This window comes from Candidatus Margulisiibacteriota bacterium, from assembly GCA_028706105.1.
Taxonomy (GTDB): Bacteria; Margulisbacteria; Riflemargulisbacteria; order GWF2-35-9; family DYQY01; genus DYQY01.
In genome coordinates this window covers 12,274-35,193 of record JAQWCF010000007.1, presented here as the reverse complement: position 1 = coordinate 35,193, position 22,920 = coordinate 12,274, and the positions used below count along the sequence as shown (strand labels likewise).

Sequence of the window (22,920 nt, the reverse complement as noted above, 5' to 3'; positions counted from 1 at the left end):
ATTAACTAAAAATAGAATTCTTAAACTTTCCTAAAATAAGGCCTTAATTGCCGGTCTTATTAATCCGCTATTCTTTTTTATTAATTGCTTTCAGAACTCGAAACTCTTGCCCTCTCCCAGCAGAAGACGGATTTATTTGCTTATAAACTAAGATGCTGCTGACCCTCTCCAAGTATTTGGAGAGGGTGACGGCAATATGCTTTGTTAGAAGCTTATAATTCATTACGTCGGGAGAGGGTCGCAATCCTCCCGGAGGTTCTGAAATATATTTTATAGAATAATCTTAATCACAGGGTGATGAGTAATTCCCCAAATTTTAGGGAGTATGTTTTACGAGGGGACGAGGGGATTGATAAGGGGCGCGGAGCCCCTTATTGAAAAGAATTAAAAAGTTAACTTTTTAATAGAAATAGATTCCCGCCTTCGCGGGAATGACATGATAACTAACGGGAATGATAGATTATTCGAAACAAAAAATATTTTAAAGAGAAAAAGCTCTTAATTCTTTTTGAAGCGCTTTGGCATTTGTGCCACAAAGCACGCTTAAACTATCCCAAAAGTCTTTTTGGTGTCCATGATATTTAAGATGGTTAAGTTCATGCAGAATCACATATTCCATCAGGTGCTCAGGCAAGATAGCTAGCTTAATTGAAAGGTTAATGTTTTTTTTAGTAGAGCAACTTCCCCATCGTGTTGAGGTATCTCTTAGAAATACTCGATTGTATTCAAAGTCAAACTTTTTAGCTAATAATGCTAGTTTGTCTGGCAGAATTTCTTTGGCTTTTCTTCTAAGTTCTTTTTTATCTATTTCTGGTTTAGTTTTAGTTAGTTTGGCAATGTTAGTTGTTAGCCACTCTAAGTTTTTATTAACCACTTTTTCTGCGCCTTTAAACCCCACAAAGGGAGGGAAAGTTACTAGAACATGTTCAGCCTTAATGGAAATACGAACACTTCTATTTTTTTTATTTTTTCTAAGTACGACTTTGCCTATTCCATCAATGTCCAACATTTTTTCTTTTGTAAACATGGTTTGTATTATACCTATAAAACTTCTCTTTTAGAAAATAATAAAACATACAGCAAATAAACCCCTCTGTTAGGAGAGGTAGCTACAAATTAGATTGTTTAATAAATGAAAGTAACTTTAGCTGGTGAGGTGCTAAATAAACAAATTATTGTCGGCACTTTCTGCTGCGCCTAGATAAGTTGCTACTCCACCAATTTCCACTCCCTCAAGAAGTTCCTCTTGTTTGAAACCCATCAAATCCATAGACATCTGGCACGCAATTATTTTAACGCCATTATCCATAGCATCTTTTATCATGCCTTCTAGGGAAGTAACATTTTTTTGTTTCATTAACATTTTGATCATCATGGGTCCCATGCCAGCCATGTTCATTTTAGATAGTCCTAGTTTTTTGCTTCCCTTTGGCATCATAAAGCCAAACATTTTACCCAGGATGTCTTTTTTTACTGTTACCTTTTCTTCTTTTCTAAGGATATTAAGTCCCCAAAAAGTAAAAAACATGGTCACTTTTCTTCCCATGGCAGCTCCACCATTTGCAATAATAAAGGCTGCAATTGCTTTATCTAAATCTCCGCTGAAGACTACTAATGTTTTGTCATGCGGGATTTCGCCTTTTAGTTGTTTAGCTTCTGGTTGTTTGCCTTTTTTTACTTGCGCAGTTATTTTCCCACCAATAGATTCTAGTGAGATTAGTTCGTTATTTGTTTTATCTGCCCAAACACCAACATCTTGTTGAAATCCTTGATCCGTAGACTCGATAAGGATAGTGTCTCCAATTTCAGCCAACTCAATACTTTTAGCTAACCTCATAATTGGACCAGGACATTGCATGCCACAAGCATCAACTTTAATGATTTTTCCTGCTGGTGCGATTACTTTTTGAACATCATCTTTTTTATCAATATAATCATCATCGAAGATACCAATGTTTTCCTGTTTAAAGGTTGTGAATTTAAAGAGCTTTATTCCTCCTGAAAGGTTTTTCACTTTAGTAAAACCATTTTGATTAAGAATATTAAGAGCAAAATAAGCTGTTTTTCCTTGATTACAATAGACAATAATGTCTTTATCTTTGGGAAGATCTTCTAACTTTTCTCTAAGGCTTGTTAGTGGAATATTTATGGCAGTATCGATGTGGTCTAAATCGTAGGACATTTCATCTCTTACGTCTAAGAAAAGAGCACCAGCTTGTTTATATTTATTAACTTCGTTCCAGAAGATAACGTCGTTTTTCCCTTCTACTTGGTTAATGGCTATCATTGCCGCAATGTTAACCGGGTCTTTTGCGGAGTTAAAAGGTGGAGCATAGGAAAGTTCTAATCTAGCTAGGTCATAGATAGTTCCTTTGCTTTGCAAGAGAGTGGCAATGACGTCAATTCTTTTATCAATGCCTTGAGCACCAATTAGCTGTGCTCCCAGCACTCTAAAATCAGTTCTACTATAAATTAATTTCATCATTAACGGAAAAGCATTCGGATAATAACCAGCATGTGAGGACGGTTGTAAATATACCTTAGAATAGTTTATATTATTCTTTATAAGATTCTTTTCGTTACTTCCAACTGTTCCCACCACCATATCAAATATTTTTGCAATAGCAGCTCCTGTTGTGCTTATGTACTCTCTGTCTATACCACAAAGGTTATCTGCAACAATGCGTCCTTGTTTATTTGCTGAGTTGGCTAAGGGGATAAGGTTCATTTTTTCTAAAACACAATCTTTTATCTCTGTAGCATCACCTAACGCATAAATATCTTTGTCTGAGGTTTGCATTTTTGAATTAGTTAGAATGCCTCCCAGTGCTCCCAAAGTAATTCCAGCTTGTTTTGCTAATGTTGTGTCAGGCTTAATCCCGATAGAAAGCATAACAATATCTGCCATGATTGTTCTGTTTGAGTTTAAGACAACTTCTAGTTTGTTGTCTTCATTTTCTTTAAACTCTTTCACACCGTCTTTTAAGTAAAGACCAATGTTTTTTGCATGTAAATGCTGATGAATTACAGTCGCCATTTCATAATCAATTACGTTCATTACTTGGTCGGCAAGCTCCACAATGGATACTTTTATTCCTAACTCATTGAGGTTTTCAGCTATTTCTAAGCCAATAAACCCAGCACCAATAACAACTGCTTTTTTAGGGTTATGAGTGTTAATAAATGTCTTTATTTTATCCATATCAGCAAGATTTCTAATGGTAAATATTTTTTCATTGCCAATGCCTGGAAGAGGCGGTTTTATCGGATTCCCACCTGGAGAGAGAACTAATTTATCATAGCTTTCTTGATACTTTTTGTTATTTAGATGATCCATGACAGTTACGGTTTTATTCTTTCTGTCTATTTCGATAACTTCTGAATAGTTTCTAACATCAACATTGAGCATTTTTTTAAAGTCCTCAGGAGTTAAAAGTTCCAGCAGTGATCTGTCTTTGATGACATCACCAATGTAGTAGGGTATTCCGCAATTCGCATAAGAGACCTCCTTGCCTTTTTCGAAAACTATAATCTCTGCGTTTTCATCATTTCTTCTTAACCTAGCAGCCGTACTGGCTCCTCCTGCGACTCCTCCAACTATTAGAACTTTCATTTTTGCCTCCTCTTTAGGATTATTTTAATAATTATTATATTTATGTTATGATTAACTTAAAGTATATACCCCCTAGGGGTGTTGGCACAAGGAATAAAATGACTAGAAAAGAAGATGTAACCCATCAATTAAAAATTGTTAAAGGTCAGATAGATGGAATTATTTCCATGGTAGAGAAGGGTGAGCAAAAATGTTCGGCAATACTAACACAAGTTGCTGCCTCAGAAAAAGGATTACGTAGAGCCGCTGGTCTTATTTTAGAAGGTAATATTATGAATTGTATTGACCCCTCGGTTAAACAGGAAACAATTGATGAATTAGTCTCAACATTTAAGAAATTTTTATAACAATTTCTAGGCAATCAACTTTTTTCATTAGAGTCTATTAATTTTGCTTTTAGCTCTTTGATGGAGATTTCTCTTTTTCTTAGAATTTCTTTGTTGGGCCAAATATTAAAAGGGTCTCGATAAACAACTCCTCTGGTTGTATTAAAGAACGCTAAATCTGTTGCTGGTATGGGTGTAGATATTTTTGTTTTATCTAAGGAGGCGATAGTGTTTCCTCTTTCTCTTGCAACTGGAGGTGTTTCTCCTACAAAGAAACCAGCTAACTTGAGAGCATGTCTAACGGGTATTGCTGATGAGTAAGTTAGAAGCACGCCATCTTTTTTTATTACTTTTTTTATTTTTTTAAAAAAATCTAAGGTCCAGAGTTCGCTATTGTGTTGTGAAGAAAATGCATCTAAATAAACGACATCAAAATAGTTGTTTTCTAATTTTGTTATTTGATGTCTTGCGTCACCCCATAACACTGATAAGCTAACATTATTTTTGGAGTATTTGCCTTTTATGGAAAGTTTTTTGAGGCAAGTTTTCCAGTTAAAGCTTGTGCCGTAATTTAGAACTTTTGATGCATTTCTTACAACTCGTTTGTCTATTTCCAAGGCTGTTATTTCTATCTTCTTTTTGTTTTTTAGTGCATATTCCATGCTGACCAAGCTGTTGTAACCAAGCCCAAAGCAGATGTCTAATATTTTAATATTATCTTTTTTATCCAGCAGAGCTTGGTTTAGAAATTTACTTTTGGCTTCTAGCATGGCGCCTGCCTTATCATGGTAATGTTCTTTAAAATCTTCGCTCCAAAAAGTAATAGAACCGTCCAAAGTGCTTTTCTCAGTTAATAATTCAGGTTTATTTTTTTTAGAAAAAATATCTCCTTGATAAGCATCTTCAAACGCCATTTTTCTCAGGACATATTCTCTGAAATGACTTTTATTCATTTTCCATTTAGGGGCAATAACTGTTCCTTCCAGTGATTCAGTTGTCATTCTTATTATGTAAATGTCTGGTCGAAGGTTTTTTAGAAACGCAACTAAAACATCAACATATTCATATTCATTCAGGGTAGGGAATGGCTTTATTTTGTAATCTTCAGCTAGTTTAGTGTTTTTTAGAACATGTAAGTTGTGGATTTTTATAGCTTTAATCGGTAGCTTCGAAAGTGTTTTAGCTGTTTGAATCATCTTGCTCATAGATTCTCCAGGTAGTCCGATAATAACGTGGGCAGCAACATTGACGCCTATTTTGTTTAGTTTTTTGATAGCGTTCTTACTGCAATTAAAGTTGTGTCCTCTGTTGATAAGCTTGAGTGTTTTGTCATGAACTGTTTGAACTCCTAATTCTACCCAAACATCAGTTTTTTTATTGAGTTGTTGTAGATAAGAATAGGCGGATTTGTTTAGACAATCTGGCCTTGTACCAAAACTAATGGCTTTAAATTTGTCAGTTAATAGTTTGTCATAGATAGCAATATTTTCAGGTTGAAAGTTGGCGCTGAAGGCTTGGATGTACAGCATAAACTGTTTTGCTCCATATCTTTTTTTAGCAAATTTCAAGGAATCAGTAACTTGCTCTGCTAGGGAAGTAGAGTGCATTGTCTGCATTGAGCGCGCACCGTGTTCCGAACAAAAACTGCAGCCACCTTTGCCCTTTTCATCACGATTAGGACAGCTTGTATTTAAATCAAGGGGTATGCGGTATAGTGCTTCTCCGTATTTTTCTATCAGATAATCTTTAAAGAAATTAATTCTCTTTTGCATATGTATATTTTTACATTGATTAATATTTAATCAAAGTAGACGTTTTGTTTGTTCTCTTTACTTTAGGAGAGCTAGGGAGAGGTCAGAAATAATTGGGTGCGAAACGATTATTTACCCACTGGAGAGGATTTACCCTTACATTATTGACGCTTAATCCCCAATGGAGATGTGGGCCTGTACTGTTTCCGGTATTACCCATGGTCGCAACTTTTTTTCCCTTTTTCACAAAGTCTCCCTCGTTAACATCGATAGAGTTTAAATGATTAAAAACAGAGACAATTCCTTGTCCATGGTCAATCATAATAGTTTTGCCATGTACAGCATAGCTACCGGTTAAGATAATAGTTCCGTCGTTAGGAGTAAGCACTGGAGTTCCAATGGAGTTTGCTATATCTACGCCTTTGTGCCACCAAGCAATATTATTAACGTTATATTTTCTTTGTGCGCCATATGGTGAGGAAATCCGTCCTTCAGCAGGCATAATAAACCTATCTCTCCATTTTGCTTGTTTAGTTATTTCTTTGAATTTTGAACCAATTATATTTCCTTCATTCACAAGATTTTTATTAGTTAATGCTCCCTTTTTAGCCTCGGGGATAGCAATGTATTCTTCTTGAAAGTTATTTTTAGTTACAGTAAAAGAAAGTGCAAGCAATGTTTGGTCTTGTAATATAATTTTTACTTTTTTTACCCCAACAGAAGTAAGTGGGTCGGTTCCTATGACGCATCTGTAGACGTATTTTTCGGGACCATAGTAAATAAGATGCATTGGTATTGTTTTGTTGTTGTAATTGAGTTCTGGGTTATTTAACTTGGTTTGCGCTCTTAATAGGATAGAGTTGGAGTCGCCTTGTTTGATTACATTAGAAAAGAAAACCTCTGCAGGGAATGAAAATGAAAGGATAGATAAAAGTAACAGCAATCTATTTATAAAGTTTTTCATGCAAGAATAGACTACCAGAAGATTGATGTTTTTCAAGCACTATTATGGCTGTATGGTTTTTTTAACGGTCATCCCGACCAAGTCAGTCAAAGACTGAAGCGTGGAGGAATCTATTGGGCATTTATGAAGTAGGATAAGCAAATATTGCAAATATATGCTATATTTTACACATGAATTACAAATTAGAAGCAGATTACATCGAGCTACACCAATTATTAAAAGTAACTGGTATTTTTATGTCAGGTGGCGAAGCAAAATTTGCTATTAGTCAGAACCGAGTAAAGGTTAATGGTTCTGTCGAAACTAGAAAAAAAAATAAGATTAGAGTTAATGATATAATTGAGGTTAAGGGAGAAAAAATTACTGTTACTAATTAATTAGCTCAAAAACTCCTTTTTTTGAGTCATAGTTAAAAACATCACCAGTTTCAATAATGTAATGCCAGCCAAAGATGTTTATTTCTTTTTTTTCATATTTTTCTTTGATGTAAGGGTAGGTTAATAGATGCTTCATTTGTTCTACAACATTTATTTGTTCTGCTAGCCATCCTTTAGCTTCTAGCGAACCGTCAGGCAACTGTTCGTTTACTTGTTTTAACACATTCTTAGCCAGATTCATCCATTTGCTCGTAGCTGGGAGCTCATCGCTGCCGGTATTCTCAATAAACAATGAAGCACAACCACCACAGTTAGAATGTCCACAAACAATAATATTTTCTACATTAAGTTGTTTAACTGCATATTCAATTCCCGAAGTAGTTGCTAGATATTCGTCAACTTCTCTGTAAGGAGGAACTAGGTTAGCAATATTTCTAAGAACAAACAGTTCGCCAGGCAATGTTTTTGTAATCATGTTAGGAATTACTCTTGAGTCAGAGCAACCTATAAACAATGTGTGCGGATCTTGGTGTTTGCAAATGGAGGTAAAAAGTTCCTTGTATTTCTCAAAGTCCTTTTCTTTAAACTCAACAATACCTTTTAGTAATGTTTGCATCACCGATATAATACCATAATTATCATTTACCTGATGAAATTATTTTTTATTTTTTTTTCTTCTTCTATCAAGCTCATGAATATCAATTTTTCTCATTCTGTAGTTTTTAGGAGTAACTTCCACTAGTTCATCGTTGTCAATAAAGGATAAGCATTCTTCAAGTGACATTCTAGTATAAGGAGTAAGCACCACTGCTTCGTCAGTTCCCGAGGCTCTGACATTAGTGAGCTTTTTTCCTTTATTAGCGTTAACCACTATTTCTCCTTCTTTTGAGTAACTTCCTATTATTTGTCCTTCGTAGACATCAACACCAGGCCCATAAAACAAATCTCCTCTTTCTTGAAGGTTAAACAAAGCGTAGGCAACAGTAGGTGCTGTTTCTTTTGCAATAATAACACCATTTTTTCTGCCAGTAATTTCACCAGAGTAAGGTGCGTAACGATGGAAAATATTGTTTATTGTCCCCATGCCATGGGTGTCCATCATGAATTCTGCGTGATAGCCTAATAGTCCTCTTGTGGGTATTTCAAACTTCATTTTCATTATTCCTTTATCAAGCTCCATGTCAATCATTTGTCCTTTTTTTTGTCCAAGTTTTTCAATGACTTTGCCTTGATATTCTTCTGGTATTTCAATAAAAATAAATTCATAAGGTTCTGTTTTGTGTCCATTTTCTTCATGAAAGATAACGCTTGGTCTGGATACTTCAAATTCGTATCCTTCACGTCTCATTTTTTCAATAAGTATGGCAATATGAAGCTCACCTCTGCCGGCAACTTTATAGCCTGTTATTTCGGTTAGTTCTTCAACATGTAAAGCAACATCACTCAATAGTTCACGCTCAAGTCTGTCTTTGATATGTCGGGAGGTAAAAAAGGTTCCTTCTCGTCCTGCAAAAGGTGAGGAGTTTGGTAGAAAGTTCATGGAAATGGTTGGTGGGTCTACTTCTCGTGCTGGCAAAAACATGGGGGTATCTTTATCCGTGATGGTTTCCCCAACTTTCATTTCATCAAAACCAGCTATTGATATTATTTCTCCACAGATAGCTTCGTCTGTCTCTACTTTTTGGTCAGCATTAAATCTATAGATTTTTGTGATTCTGCCAGTTCTAAGAATTTTGTCATTTTTAGTAACAGCAACATCTTGATTAACAGCAACTTTACCAGAAGTTATTTTCCCGATGGCCATTCTGCCATGGAAGGCATTATAGTCTATCGCGCATATTTGAAGCTGAAAAGGAGCCGTACTATCACCAACAGGAGCTGGGATGTAGTCAATAATGGTATCCAAAAGGGGAAAGATGTTTTTGCCTGGCTCGGAAAGTTTTTTCGTAGCCAATCCAGCTTTTGCTGATGCGTAAATAACAGGGAAGTCTAAGATATTATCAGGGGCATCTAACTGCACCATTAAATCAAAGACATGGTCAACAACCCATTCACATCTTGCAGCAGCTTTGTCTATTTTATTGACAACAACAATAACTGGGATATTAAGAGCTAAGGCTTTTTTTAATACAAAGTAGGATTGAGGCATGGGCCCTTCAGCGGCATCAACTAAGAAAACAGCTCCATCAGCCATATACAGCACTCGCTCAACTTCTCCTCCAAAATCAGCATGTCCGGGAGTGTCAATAATATTTATCAAGTGGTTTTTATAGAAACAAGAACCGTTTTTGGATTTAATGGTTATACCTCTTTCTCTTTCAAGGTCCATGGAATCCATTAGTCTCTCGGTCATATGGTGACGTTCATTGAATATTCCGCTTTGTTTGAATAGCTCATCTACTAAAGTTGTTTTTCCGTGGTCTACGTGGGCTATTATTGCTACATTTCTGATGTTACTTTGTTTCACTATGACACTTCCTTCTGTTGTTTAGGCCAGAGTGAATTATATTCTTAAAGGTGGATAGTGGCAAATTTATTGTTGGGATACAACGAGTAAAAGTGCTAGAAAGTGAAAAAAAGCTCCAAATAGTACAAACACATGCCATAAATCATGGTAATTAAAGAATTTGTGAAAGTTAGGTTTTTTAATTGTATAAACAACCCCACCGATTGAGTAAACTACGCCACCTGCTATTAATAAAATAAGTCCTTTGATTGGCAACAAGGTCGTGATTGGCTTAATTGCTATTACTACCATCCACCCCATCAGTACATAAATAGATGTAGTTAACCAACGAGGAGCATTAATAAAGATAGATTGAATAGTCATGCCAATTATCGCTAAACCCCAAGTTAATCCAAAAATGGTCCATCCCCAAGGACCTCTGAGTGTGACTAAACAAAAAGGAGTATAAGAACCAGCAATTAATGCATAAATAGCTAAGTGGTCAAGCTTTCTAAATACTTGATGTTTTCCGCTACATCGTTGAGGTAGCCAGTGATAAAGTGTGCTAAAGGTGAAAAGAAGGAATAAACATAAGCCATATACTGAAAACGAAACTATTTTCCACGCAGAATCAGAACCAAAAATAATTAATAAAATAGTAGCTGGTATAGCTAAGGCAGCACCTATTAAATGTAATAAACCACTAACCGGATCTTTAAGTCCCATAACGTAATTATAGCTTATTTTGAAATAATTTGTCTCGAAGTTTTTTTATATTAATTAATCTCTTTTATTAAAAGATATTAAGCCAGCCATTTCGGCAACACTACCTCGTTCAAGGCAACATTCAATAATTTTTTTACCTAATGGGTCTAGTTCCGGGACTAAATATTCCTTAAGTGTTTTTTCGAAAAACTTATAAAGCTGCTCTTTGCCGTAATCATAAGCTTCTACTCCAACTTCATGCTGATGTTCGACATTAAAAAAGTATTCAGGAATTTGTACACCTTCTACAACCACTCTTGTAGGCGTGTAACCCAAAAGTGGGCAGCGGGCAGGCTTGAGTTGTTCTTTTGTGAATCTAGCGGCACCTCTTCTTGCAAAATATTCTCGAGAAATCCATTGTGGCATAAATCTGACTTCCCAGCTTCCAATGTGTTGATTGGGGAAAAGTAGGTATTTTGTGTTTGGAGTGTTCATGATTTGTTTTAATAACAAATTGGCGTGATTAACATATTTGCCAGTAGCAAAAGGCCAGTAAGAACCAACTCCTTCACTGGAAAGACCTTCTTCGTCAAGAATGCTTGGGTTTGCATACCCTCTAGGAGAAACAAGACGCCACAACCAAGCAAGTGCTGGTGGTAAGATATGAAACATTCCAACTATCCCATAACTAGGATTTTTTTCACTACAAAGTGGAGTTCTGATACCAAAACTTCTGAAGTCTACTTCTGCAGGTGTGTTTACAATTGAAGGCATTAATTTTCTAGGGAGAATCACTCGTGGATTGGGACAAGCTTTTCCTGGTGCATCTTGAATATGTTCCCAGAGAAGAATCGTTGAGTTAGGAGCTCCCTGAATATTTATGAAAAGAAGAGGCTCGGCTGGGTGTATTGTGATTTTCTCTAAATAAGGGTCAGTTCCATAATGACCAATGTGGTTAACTCGTAAAAACCAAGCGTTTTCTGCATCGGTTACAACTAACTTTTTTTCTTTAATGCTTTTTTTATTGTCAACTAGAGCCATATCATCAGTCACAGGCTTAAGACCACATGTTTGGTTAATTGTGACATAAAAAGTTTTATCAGAAATTTTATTTTTACCAAGTAGTAGCCTTCCATCATCTTCACGATGTGGGTGTTCAAGCATTTCACTTTTCCCACTACCACTAGCACCTTCATGCAGAAAAGTAGTGATGTTTTCATAAGGCGTTACTACCTGCACAGTGGAAGCGTGTAAAGTTAACCAGTCTTCTTCTTCACCTTTTTGTAGCAAGACACCATAAATGCCTTTTTTTGCGCTAGGACCTGGATATAAATTATAGGAGAATATTTCATGAACCTTTTTTTTACGGTTATGCACAACAATTTGTTTGCCATTGTAGTGTGTGTGTCTAAATGGAGGGGCTAAATATAGTATAGAGTCAGGATTAAATGAATTGTCAATTTTATTTAAATCAATAAATCCTTGCAAATCAGCTAGTCCACCAACAAAGAATCCAGCATTAGCAGGAGCAATAATCATTCCTGTTAATCCAGTTTGTTCTCCACCAATGTAAATCCCTGCAATCAGCAATTCTTGTTTCTTTAACCAGTCAAAAGTCTCTGTCCTTATTGGAGCAAAGTCTTTATTAAAGACATCTTTGTATTTAGCTTTATCCGTAACTTTATTGTCGCCAACCACCATGCAGTCAGGGTCTCTTCTCCGCATATTTTTGTCAGGATAGTTAATGGCTAGACCGTTTTTACATTTTACAACCTGCGCTTCTACTATCTTACTACCATCAAGCAGTTCATATTCAACATCAAAGGAATCTTGTCCACCGTTAGTTGCTAGTTTAAAAAGTTCTTCACGGCTTTCTGCAATAGTTACGGAAGGTGCAGCATTTAATATATCTTTAATCTCATCTTCTATATTCCAGTCGTTCCAAGCGTTAGTCATTTATTTTCTCCAATCACCTTATTGTACTAATACTAATCAAACGTATTATATAGATTATTTGGGTTTTAGGCTAAGAGAATTTTCTGTGTTTTAGGATGAGGAAAATAAGCCAAACTAGTGTTTTCAGTTGCTTCATAATAGAATAGCTTTAATGAATTCAAATTTTCTACCAATGAGTAAGTCAGATTTAACCGACAGAGGCTGGGACAGTGTTGACATTATTCTTGTTACTGGTGATGCCTACGTTGACCATCCCTCCTTTGCCGCCTCAATCTTGGGTAGATGGCTAGAAAAACAAGGTTATAAGGTTGGAATTATTGCTCAGCCTGATTGGCGCAAGGATGCTGATTTTTTAAAATTGGGTAAACCAAATTTATTTTTTGGAGTCACTGCGGGTAATTTGGATTCTCTTGTAGCAAACAGAACTTCTGACAAAAAACCTCGAAGAGAAGACATGTATACGCCTGGTGGTCTTGCAGGAAAAAGGCCGGATAGAGCAGTAACCGTTTATTGTAATGCCTTAAGAAAACTTTTTAAGAATGTTCCCTTAGTGATTGGTGGAATAGAAGCTAGTTTAAGAAGAATTTCTCATTATGATTATTGGTCCAATAGTATTCGTAGATCAATCTTATTTGATACTAGAGCAGATATTTTGGTTTATGGAATGGGCGAAAAAGCTATTGTCCAAATAGCAGAAAAATTAAGGAACCAACAACCTTTAGTAGATATTCCAAACACTTCTTATATTAGTGATTTTTTGCCTAAGGGAGTAGGCTTAGAGTTAGCCAGTTATGAAGAAGTATTAGTGGATAAAAATATATTTACTAAAACACATCTTGATTATCATAAATTTGTAGCAGCCGATAAGAAAACAAAAGTAGTCCAGAAATGTCAAAACAAATATGTAGTTATTGAGCCAGCTAGTCTGTTGTCTACAGAAGAGTTTGATGCGTTATTTGAACTGCCCTTTGCCAGAAGTGCACATCCAATATACGAAGAGGATATTCCTGCCTATGGTTTTGTTAAAGATTCGGTTGTCTCACATCGTGGTTGCTATGGTGGTTGTCATTTTTGTGCTTTAGGGATTCACCAAGGCAAGCGAATATTGAATAGGTCGATGGAATCAGTAATAAAAGAAGTAAAAAATATTATTGCAGAAGATAATAATTTTAAAGGAAATATTTTAGACCTTGGGGGACCAACTGCTAATATGTATTCAAGTGAGTGTGGCGCAGCTGAACCTTGTGAAAGAGCCAGTTGTTTAGCTCCAACGCCTTGTAAATTTCTCAAATTAAATCAACAAAAACATTTAGAGTTAATTAAAAAAGTAAATTCACTTCCCAGTATCAAAAAAGTTTTCATTAATTCTGGAATAAGGTTCGACATGGCTTTGCTAGATAAGGAATATGCCAAAGCAATTATAAAAGACCATGTAAGCGGTCAAATGAGTATCGCTCCAGAACATATTTGTGATAGTGTTTTAGCGCTAATGAACAAGCCTAAAAACAATAAATTTGAAGAATTCGAGAAACTATTCCAGGAAGCTAATAAGAAAAATAAAAAAGAACAATACCTGATTCCATATTTTATTTCTGCGTATCCGGGAAGCAAACTTCAAGACATGTACGAGTTGGCAATGTATTTGAGAAAGAAGCACATTAAAGTTAAACAAGTTCAAAGTTTTATTCCAATCCCCATGACCATAGCCTCGGTAATGTATTACACCGAGCAAGATCCAGCTACTGGCAATCAGCTCCATGTAGCCAAAGACGAAGAACGGCTTTGGCAAAGAGCTTTGCTCCAGCCGTGGATTAAAAATAATTATAATTTTCTGAAGAAAGCGTTGATGAAAATAGGTAAGAGTAAAGACCTCGATTATCTTGCCAGAGACTAGCCTGAAATAAATAGCTGTACACTATACGGTATTAAAAATAAAATGAATATAGATAAGAAACTTATCTATAGTAGAAAGTAGGAGAATTTATGAAGTTTGAAGAGTTTAATTTAAATCCAATGATTTTGTCAGAATTAGTGAAAAAGGGTTATGAATCACCAACACCAATTCAAGAACAAACTATCCCAATTATTTTGCAAGGCAAAGACGTTATGGGGCTAGCTCAGACAGGAACAGGCAAAACAGCTGCTTTTGCTTTGCCAATTTTGCACCGCATTGCCCAATCTAATGTCAAAGGAAAAGTTAGAGCGCTGATTATTGCTCCCACCAGAGAGTTAGTAGAACAAATTAATGATGCAATAATTGAATTTGGCAAAAGACTAGGTATCTCAAGCATGGTCATTTATGGTGGAGTTGGTTACGCTAAGCAAGAAGCTCAACTTAAAAAAGGGGTGGATATTATTGTCGCCTGTCCAGGCAGACTGTTAGACCACTTAGATTCGCGCAAAATAGATCTTTATCATTTAGAGACCTTGGTGCTCGATGAAGCAGACCATATGTTCGATATGGGCTTTTTGCCAACCATTAGAAAGATCCTGAAGTTTGCCTCGCAGCGCAAACAGACCTTGTTGTTTTCTGCGACAATGCCCAGCGATATCCAGGCATTAGCCAGCGAAACGCTCAACAATCCAGTCAAGGTAGCGATAAAAGTCCATGAGAAGCTAAGCACTATTAACCATGCAATTTATCCAGTACCACAACATTTAAAAACAGGATTATTGTTTGAGCTAATTAAGCAAACGGATGCTAAGTCCATTTTAATTTTCACTAGAACCAAACACCGAGCTAAGGATTTAGATAAAAAATTACAACAAAAAGGCTATAAAGCTACTTCCTTGCAAGGCAATTTGAGTCAAAATAGAAGACAAGAAGCCTTAGAAGGTTTCCGTAAGGGAACATATCAAATAATGGTAGCAACTGATATTGCGGCTAGAGGCATTGACGTATCTTTAGTTTCACATGTAATTAATTATGATATTCCGGGAACTCCGGAAGCGTACACTCATCGAATAGGGCGAACAGGCAGGGCAGAACGTACTGGTGATGCCTTTACTTTTGTTTCTGACGAAGATATGTCTATGGTAAAACTGATTGAAAGAAAATTAGGCGAAACAATCGAGCGAAAAAAAGTAGAGACATTTAATTATAAAGAAATAAAACATGTTACCGATGTGCCAGTAGTGCGTCGACCATTTAAGAAGAGTGGTTATAGAGGACGTAGAGACTAGTTTTTAAGCTTTATCCATCAAGAAATTTCTTGTTGTTGTAAATGCCACCTATATGATAAGTTATCTAGGCAATGATTACAGTAAATAAATTAAGTTTAGCCTATGGTGCGCAAGTTTTATTCAATGAAGCTAGTTTTAATGTTAATGCCAAAGAGCGCATTGGTTTAGTAGGTAGAAATGGTAGTGGAAAGACTACCTTGTTTAACCTTCTATGTAATAAACAATCTACTACCAATGGTGTTGTTTCTATTCCTAAGAATTATCGAATAGGTTATGTGCAACAACATTTAGCATTTAGTGCTCATACTGTTATTGAGGAAGGATGCTTAGGTTTACCAGTTGGACATGAGGATGATGTTTGGAAAGTAGAGAAGATCTTATTTGGTCTGGGCTTTACTGAGGAAGATTTATACAAAGACCCCAAAATATTCTCTGGTGGTTATCAGGTAAGACTTAATTTGGCTAAAGTGCTTGTTTCTGAGCCTGATTTATTGTTATTGGATGAACCGACTAACTATTTGGATATCGTTTCCATTCGTTGGATGGAACGTTTTTTAATAAGCTGGCCCAACGAACTAATAATCATTACTCATGATAGAACCTTTATGGATAGTGTAACCACTCATACGATGATTATTCATCGTCAAAAAATTAAAAAAAGTGAGGGTGACACTGCTAAGTTGTATGAGCAAATAGCCCTAGAAGAAGAAACTTATGAAAGAACAAGAGCTAAGGATGAAAAACAACGTAAAGAGATGGAAGATTTTATTACTAGATTTCGGGCTAAAGCTAGGCTCGCAGGCATGGCTCAATCTAGAGTTAAAGCACTTAATAGAATGACTGAAATGTCTAAGTTAGACAGGATTAAAACACTTGAATTTAGTTTTACAGAAGCTGACTTTCCTGCCAAAGTCGTTATGAGTACGGATAATATATCATTCGCTTACCCACACAAAGAACAATTAATTAATGATTTTTCTATCACTATTTCCAAAGAAGATAGGATTTGTATTGTTGGTAAAAACGGAAAAGGCAAGACGACTTTGTTAAAGCTTCTTAGTGGGGAGCTAAAACCAATAGCTGGTGAAGTTTATCATCACCCAAGTGTACAGATGGGTGTTTTTGGTCAAACTAATATTGATAGACTAAATTCAACTAAAACTATCGAAGCCGAACTAGTGGCTTCAACAGGTGAAAGTAATCTGAAGATTATCAGAAGCGTCTGTGGAGCGATGATGTTTTCTGGTGACTTAGCAACAAAAAGCACTAAGGTCTTATCTGGCGGCGAAAAAAGCCGTGTGTTGCTAGGTAAAATATTATTAACTCCCTCTAATTTTTTGCTTTTGGATGAACCTACCAACCATTTAGACATGGATTCCTGCGATTCTTTGATTGAAGCAATTAATACTTTTTCAGGAGCTGTGTTAGTTGTAACCCACAATGAGTTGTTTTTAAATAATATCGCTAATCGTTTAATTGTCTTTAGTGAAGAGGGGATAGATGTTTTCGAAGGCACATATGCTGAGTTTTTAGAAACAGTTGGTTGGCAGAACGAAATAGGTGTAAGCAAGAAGAAGAAAAAGCAAAAGCCTGAAAAAGAAGTGCGTAAGCAACAAATGGAGTTAAATAAAGAAGAAAAAGCTCAGACTAGAGTTGTCGAGAATGAGATAAAGAAAACAGAAAAGCGCATTGAATTACTAGAAAAAGAGATTTCTGACAATAACCAGAAGATAGCTGAAGCAGCTGTTGTAAATAATGCTAAAACTTTAGCTGATTTATCTAAAGAAAACCATGACTTTCAATTAAAGTTGGATGATCAATATGCTATTTTGGAACGTGAGATGGCTAAGCTTTAAAGCGAAAGTTACTTCCTTTCGCTTTAAATTTAAATTGTTAATAGCTATGCTTTTTTTCTTTCTTTTCTTGTCTTTTTTCTTTAAGATTTTTCGTTGGTTGTTTTTTGTTTTCTTTCTTAGCTTCTTTTCCTTTGCTCACTATCTCACTCCCTTTCGTTAGGAACCTATCAATGAGTATACCAAGAAAGGTATGCGAGATAAAGGGCTAGGCATTTAACGATTTAATTACTTTAAAGCACCTTTAATTATTTGTTGAAGCATTTCTGTTGTAATTTGCGTTGAATCTGTTATATTGTTTTTTTTCATAAAGCTTTCAAGAAAGTTTATGTCTATTACGTCGTTGTTTAAGGTTAACCGTAATTCATCCATGTAATCATTTTTAAAGTTTTTTGTATTAATTACTGCTTGTTGTAAATTGTAATGTTCGTAATTTTCATCAATAATTTTAATTCCTAATTCATAACGATGTTGATACTGATAAGTACCATGAAAAGGTGTGTTAATTGTGTACCTAACGATTGCCCCTAACGATGTAAGTTTTTTAGCAAAATCAATAGTTTTTTGTAATGATTGTGACGTGTCACAATAATGAAACAGAATAAATCCACAAACAACCTTTATTCCAAGTTGGTTTGCCTTTTTTACTATATTTTCTGCTTGTTGCAAGTCTACTAGTTTTCCCGTCTTTTTTTGAACGTCTTCATCGGCAGACTCGACTCCAATACTTAACCCAATACATCCTGAAGCTATCATTGACTCAACCATACCAGCTTCAAACGCCGACACGCAACAATTTGTTTTCCAATTAATTTTTTCTTCGCTAGCTATTTTACAAAATTCTTTTAAACGAGTTTTATTTAAATTAAAGTTATCATCGAGAATGTTAAAAATCTTATATCCTGATTGTTTATATTTTTGTATTTCAATTCTAACATTTGTTAAACTGCGATAACGCATTGCTGCTCCCCAAAAAGCTGAAGAAGAACAATAAATACAGTGAAAGGCACAGCCTCTGCTAGTTATAATTGGTATTTCTTTAGTTGGATATTTGTTAGCATCAAGCTGTGGAAAGGGTATTTTATCTAAATCGCTAATTGGTTCAGCAATTTTTGTTGTCACTAACTCGTAATCTTCAATATACGCAAGATTATTTAGAGATCTAAACTTGTTTGACTGGCTTAATATTTCCTGGCAAAGAGAGAGAAAAGCATGTTCTCCTTCAAATCTTACAATAAAATCAATTGCATGTGTCTTGAGAAGAAATCTATAATCGTAGCTAGCGTATACTCCACCAACGATTATTTTAGCTATTGGTAGAGTGTTTTTAATTTTAGGAATTAGTCTTTTTAATTGAGATGAATTAAACGTGTAGCAGCTGATTCCTATTATTTGGGGTTGTTGTGTTTCTAGTTGTTCGAAGAGAATTTGTTCAGATTCAACATTAAGATCAATAATTGTTGTTTTAATGTTGTTATAAATAAGGGTAGATGCTAAATACCCCATTCCAAGGCTGGGCATGACTATACATTTAATTGCGTGTTTTTCTGGTTCAGTGCTCCAATAAGGTATTTGTATTAGTAATACAGTCATTTGCATATAATATCAAAAAACATTTATAAAGTCCCTCTGCTAACGTTTTGCTAGCATTAGATTTATTGTTAACAATATCAATGTTTACCAAATTTTAGGAATTATAAATGTTCTTCTTTTTTAAATTCAAAAAAAGAAGAAACAGACTAACTTATGATTTAAATCCAATATTGCTATTTGGGTTAAGCGGTTTATTCTATCCTGCTACCAAAACTTCAACTATGCGTGGTTGGTCTAAAAGAAAATTGATTTTTTCTTCCAGAGCAACAACAAACAAATCTATACTCAATTCTCTGTTTAAGATATCTTCAAGTGAGAAAAGGTCTAAACTGGAATTTTTTCTATTAATAAGCTCCACGTTTGCGATGTATTCTTTGACAACAGAAATTAACTCTAAATCATTCATTTATTTTCTCCTTTCATAGCTATCAAATTAATAATAATACTCTAATTATGAGAATAACATTTTTAAGGTACCAAAGTAAATGTTTTGTAGAAGTTATTTTTTTATTTTTTGCTTTATTTGGTGTTTAAGGATTTGCTGTTTGGGTTTAACCACCACCCATGGTGTTTAGTAGTACATATAATAATGGCATTTTATCCCACCATTATATAGTTTTCTACGTTTAGCAGAATGAAGTTTCGTTATTTTGTCTAACTGTTCATGTGGACAAAGAACATAATAGTCCCAAGTAGGAAAGTTTTCTCTAAATACTCGGCCCATTTCTGCATAGAGAACTTCTGCTTCTTCGGGAGTATCTAAGCGTGCACCATATGGTGGGTTTGTTATTATTTTGCCTACATTAAATCTGGAACGAGCTTCTTTTAGTGGTTGGTTCTGTATATAAATATCATCTAGTCCAGCGAGTTTAATGTTTTCTCTAGCTATTTTTAATGCTTTCCAATCAAGGTCTGAACCATAGATATTATATTCCACATCATTTTTGATTGAGGATTCTGCTTCTTCTCTTGTTTTTACCCAAAGCTCTTTTGGTATAAATGACCATGATTCTGAGACAAACGATCGTTTTAATCCAGGTGCAATGTTTTTAGCAATCATTCCAGCTTCTATTAAGATGGTAGCTGTTCCACACATTGGGTCGAGTAGGGTTTCTTTGTCAGGTTTCCATCTACTTAACATGACCAGTCCTGCTGCCAAGGTTTCCTTAAGTGGTGCTTCGTTCATGTTTTCTCGATAGCCTCTTTTGTGAAGGCCAGAGCCACTTGTGTCGATACTCATTATGATTGAGTTTTTTTCATTTTGAACTCTTATTTCGAACATAGAACCTGTTTCTGAGAGAATATTTGTTTTATGATATTCTTTTAAACTTTCGGCAATGGCTTTCTTAACAATAGCTTGGCTGTCTGACTTACTAAACAGAGTTGCATTTTTGGCTGTAATTTTACTTACAGGAAAGGCATCGTTTTTGCCAATAAATTCACCCCAAGGAAGAGCTTTTGTTTTTTCAAATAATTCATCAAAAGTTTCAGCATTAAATGCACCAACTTTTAACATTACTCTGCCAGCAGTTCGAAGCCAGAGGTTGGTTCTACAGATTGCTTCTAATTCGCCAGTAAATTCAATGCGTCCATTATCAATTTTTTGCTCAGTATAACCTAGTTTATTTAGCTCATAAGAAAGTTCTTTTTCTAAACCCATGGTTGTAGTAGCGATAAGTGTTAATTCCATGTTCATATTATTGCATGCTTAATAGTGAATGGTGAATAGGGAGAGCGGGAGGGAGTGTTAATAAATTATCAAATAAACAATTCTTCCTATGATAGAATTAAGCCATGGATATTGAAAGTCTTTCCAATGGAATATTAAAGAATAAAAAGCAGTTGGCTAAATGGTCACGCAAAAATGAAGTTACTTGTTTCCGTGTTTATGATAAAGACATTCCTGAGTTTCCGATTATTGTTGATTGGTATGATGGAGACGTAGTTGTTTGGTTTTTTAAACGTACGATTGACGAGACACATGATCGAGAAAGAGCCTATTGTAAGTTAGTTTCAGACCAGATTTTAAAAACTTTTGAAATAAACAACAATCAATTGTTTGTGAAGAAACGTTATCGGCAGACAACTCAATATGAAAGAATGAGTAAAGAAGGATACGTGAAGACTGTCAGGGAACAAGGGCTAAAGTTTGAGGTTAATTTGAGTGATTATTTGGATACTGGGCTTTTTTTGGATCACCGCAATACGCGTGCGATGGTTAAGGAGAAGTCTCAGGATAAGTCTGTTTTGAATCTGTTTTCTTACACTGGAGCGTTTACTTGTTATGCCATCGCTGGTGGTGCTAGCCGGACAACCACTGTGGATTTAAGTACACAATACACAGATTGGACTAAACGAAATTTGCAATTAAATAAATTTGATGAAACTGATCATCAGGTTTTAGCTCAAGATTGTTTATATTATTTAGAGAACAATAAAGATATGTTTGATATTATTGTCTGTGATCCCCCAACCTTTAGTAATTCTAAGAAAATGAAGGATAATTCTTTTGAAGTGGAAAGAGATCAAGTTAGATTGCTTAACCTTTGTTACAATAAATTAAATAAAGGCGGAATAATTTATTTTAGTAACAATTTCAGAAAGTTTGAGTTAGAAGAGAATAGAATTTTAAACTACTTTGAGGTGAAGGATATCTCTAGTCAAACAATTCCTCTTGATTTTAGAAACAAAAGAATACATCAATGTTGGTTAATGACTAAACGTTGATTTTGAATTTATAAATTACGACTTGTAAATAATATTAAATTTTAGGTGGTAGTGGTAACTTTTTCTTGATTTTGGGAATTCCTAGTTTTATTTTACTATAAAGATTTTTAAACTGATCTACTTTCCCATATTTATCCAAGAAATCCAGCAGTAATTGTGGTCCCTCAGAATTTGGTAAAATCATCGATCCATTATCCACAGCAAAGATTAAATCTGAAATAATTTTATCATTTTTCTCAGCATGGATTGAATCATAATAACCATATTGTCCCTGTATCCCAGAATATGAGGCGTAAGTTGTTATCCATTCCATTAATGTTTGTTTGTCTTCTTGTTCTAAAATTACTAAAAATGGTAATAGGGAGTATATGGAGAAAGTTTTGTTAGAAATATGGTCGGTTGTTTCTGCTAGTTCTGGTACTCCTATTTTGCCAGAATATCCATTGATAGACGCGGAATTACCATAGGAGCTTGCAGAATAACCACCGAAATGTCCTAATTTGAGGGCGGTATCTAGTTGGGCATATAGGGCATTAAAAAGAATGTTTTCCATGTCTGCGCTAAGTTTTCCTTCAGGGACGCTGAGCAAAGGCCAACTATATTGAAACCCTGACCCATCATATGTGCTAGCAATGGGGACAGAGTCGCCCTCAATATCGATGTAATTTGTTTTAGGGGTATTAACAATAAGATTATCCCAAGCTTTTTCATCAATGGAAAAATAAGAGACAACAAAAGCAACTCCAGACCTAAACTCATTAAAAAGTCTATTAATATGATAACCTTTATTGAAGACATCGCTTTCTCTGTCTACTGCACCATAGAACAGCCCTTGCGAATTATCATACATTTGCTGGTACCCACTTTTTTGATTATTGAGAAATTGGGTGGCAAGAATGCTTGCTTTACCGGTAAATTTTTGTGCAACCATAGCGACTTTTTTAGATAAATTAGAGTTGTCACCAAAGGCGATTTCTGTTCTTTCAGCTAAGACCTCATCACCATTAAATTTAAGCCAGGGAATTAACCCATTCCAGGATATGTTTGGGTTGGTTTGTGTTTTTAATAAGTTTTCCATTACTCGTTCCGCTTCTTTTTCGTTATTTTCATTTACTAAATACTGTAAATAAAAGCCTATTGCAGTCGGTTGTGTCCATTGGGCTTTACTGCCATTACTTCTAATATAATCATAAGGAAAACCAGAGGAATGTAACCCAACTCCAGTACTGTAATAGCGTTTATTAATATTATAAAAATCAGAAAAAGATATTGACCTTTTATCGGTTTTTTTATTGTTTGATGATAATAAACTATTCGCAATTATTTTAAATTTGAGCATATATTAATATATCGAAAAAAAACTAATATATTCCCGCTAACTAGGTATAAATGATATTTGTTGGGTAAAAGAATCAAAGAAAGCCGC

Annotated in this window: 18 protein-coding genes; 6 read left to right on the top strand and 12 right to left on the bottom strand. The window is 35.1% G+C overall.

Translation table 11 applies throughout. The features are described from left to right. Positions 1-481: 481 nt before the first annotated feature. On the bottom strand, positions 482-1,027 hold the full coding sequence (locus tag PHF25_01415) for a M48 family metallopeptidase (protein MDD4526678.1): 546 nt from the start codon (positions 1,025-1,027) through the stop codon (positions 482-484). A gap of 132 nt (positions 1,028-1,159) precedes the next feature. Beyond that, positions 1,160-3,613 carry an FAD-dependent oxidoreductase gene (locus tag PHF25_01410; GenBank protein ID MDD4526677.1) on the bottom strand — a complete coding sequence of 818 codons (2,454 nt, stop codon included), beginning with the start codon at positions 3,611-3,613 and terminating at the stop codon, positions 1,160-1,162. 47 nt (positions 3,614-3,660) lie between these two features. Between PHF25_01410 and PHF25_01405 the strand changes: the two genes are divergently transcribed. Next, complete coding sequence (locus PHF25_01405) at positions 3,661-3,960, top strand: metal-sensitive transcriptional regulator (protein MDD4526676.1); 300 nt, start codon at positions 3,661-3,663, stop codon at positions 3,958-3,960. A 14-nt stretch (positions 3,961-3,974) separates the two neighbouring features. Here PHF25_01405 and PHF25_01400 read toward each other — a convergent pair whose 3' ends face one another. Continuing rightward, positions 3,975-5,711, bottom strand: a complete 1,737-nt coding sequence (locus PHF25_01400; protein ID MDD4526675.1) for a TIGR01212 family radical SAM protein — start codon at positions 5,709-5,711, stop codon at positions 3,975-3,977. Between the two features lie 82 nt (positions 5,712-5,793). Beyond that, positions 5,794-6,654 (bottom strand): M23 family metallopeptidase, encoded by an 861-nt coding sequence (locus tag PHF25_01395; protein MDD4526674.1) that lies wholly within the window; start codon positions 6,652-6,654, stop codon positions 5,794-5,796. 170 nt (positions 6,655-6,824) lie between these two features. Between PHF25_01395 and PHF25_01390 the strand changes: the two genes are divergently transcribed. Then, positions 6,825-7,031, top strand: a complete 207-nt coding sequence (locus PHF25_01390) for an RNA-binding S4 domain-containing protein (protein MDD4526673.1) — start codon at positions 6,825-6,827, stop codon at positions 7,029-7,031. Here PHF25_01390 and PHF25_01385 read toward each other — a convergent pair. From PHF25_01385 to PHF25_01370, 4 genes are all read right to left on the bottom strand, one after another. Beyond that, entirely contained in the window at positions 7,024-7,647 is a 624-nt protein-coding gene (locus PHF25_01385) for a carbonic anhydrase (protein ID MDD4526672.1), read from the bottom strand. The two genes, PHF25_01390 and PHF25_01385, sit on opposite strands and share 8 nt — an antisense overlap. A gap of 39 nt (positions 7,648-7,686) precedes the next feature. Then, positions 7,687-9,498 carry a translational GTPase TypA gene (gene typA / locus PHF25_01380; GenBank protein MDD4526671.1) on the bottom strand — a complete coding sequence of 604 codons (1,812 nt, stop codon included), beginning with the start codon at positions 9,496-9,498 and terminating at the stop codon, positions 7,687-7,689. A gap of 66 nt (positions 9,499-9,564) precedes the next feature. Beyond that, on the bottom strand, positions 9,565-10,203 hold the full coding sequence (locus PHF25_01375) for a hemolysin III family protein (GenBank protein ID MDD4526670.1): 639 nt from the start codon (positions 10,201-10,203) through the stop codon (positions 9,565-9,567). A gap of 54 nt (positions 10,204-10,257) precedes the next feature. Then, positions 10,258-12,138 (bottom strand): DUF4914 family protein, encoded by a 1,881-nt coding sequence (locus tag PHF25_01370; protein ID MDD4526669.1) that lies wholly within the window; start codon positions 12,136-12,138, stop codon positions 10,258-10,260. A gap of 151 nt (positions 12,139-12,289) precedes the next feature. On the opposite strand from PHF25_01370, the gene PHF25_01365 reads away from it, so the two are divergent. The 3 genes from PHF25_01365 (at position 12,290) to PHF25_01355 (ending at position 17,177) form a co-directional block, all read left to right on the top strand. Continuing rightward, the gene (locus PHF25_01365; GenBank protein ID MDD4526668.1) at positions 12,290-14,032 is read left to right on the top strand and encodes a YgiQ family radical SAM protein; all 1,743 of its coding nucleotides are present in this window, start codon (positions 12,290-12,292) and stop codon (positions 14,030-14,032) included. Positions 14,033-14,121: 89 nt separating this feature from the next. Then, complete coding sequence (locus tag PHF25_01360) at positions 14,122-15,321, top strand: DEAD/DEAH box helicase (protein MDD4526667.1); 1,200 nt, start codon at positions 14,122-14,124, stop codon at positions 15,319-15,321. Between the two features lie 71 nt (positions 15,322-15,392). Then, positions 15,393-17,177, top strand: coding sequence for an ABC-F family ATP-binding cassette domain-containing protein (locus PHF25_01355; protein MDD4526666.1), 1,785 nt, complete (start codon positions 15,393-15,395; stop codon positions 17,175-17,177). A gap of 225 nt (positions 17,178-17,402) precedes the next feature. Here PHF25_01355 and PHF25_01350 read toward each other — a convergent pair whose 3' ends face one another. From PHF25_01350 to PHF25_01340, 3 genes are all read right to left on the bottom strand, one after another. Then, complete coding sequence (locus tag PHF25_01350; GenBank protein ID MDD4526665.1) at positions 17,403-18,767, bottom strand: radical SAM protein; 1,365 nt, start codon at positions 18,765-18,767, stop codon at positions 17,403-17,405. A 196-nt stretch (positions 18,768-18,963) separates the two neighbouring features. Next, positions 18,964-19,173: a hypothetical protein gene (locus PHF25_01345; protein MDD4526664.1), complete on the bottom strand. Its 210-nt coding sequence runs from the start codon at positions 19,171-19,173 to the stop codon at positions 18,964-18,966. A gap of 165 nt (positions 19,174-19,338) precedes the next feature. After that, complete coding sequence (locus tag PHF25_01340; protein MDD4526663.1) at positions 19,339-20,457, bottom strand: class I SAM-dependent RNA methyltransferase; 1,119 nt, start codon at positions 20,455-20,457, stop codon at positions 19,339-19,341. Between the two features lie 104 nt (positions 20,458-20,561). On the opposite strand from PHF25_01340, the gene PHF25_01335 reads away from it, so the two are divergent. Continuing rightward, complete coding sequence (locus PHF25_01335) at positions 20,562-21,494, top strand: class I SAM-dependent methyltransferase (protein ID MDD4526662.1); 933 nt, start codon at positions 20,562-20,564, stop codon at positions 21,492-21,494. 34 nt (positions 21,495-21,528) lie between these two features. Here PHF25_01335 and PHF25_01330 read toward each other — a convergent pair whose 3' ends face one another. Further along, positions 21,529-22,833 (bottom strand): hypothetical protein, encoded by a 1,305-nt coding sequence (locus tag PHF25_01330; protein ID MDD4526661.1) that lies wholly within the window; start codon positions 22,831-22,833, stop codon positions 21,529-21,531. Positions 22,834-22,920 lie beyond the last annotated feature (87 nt).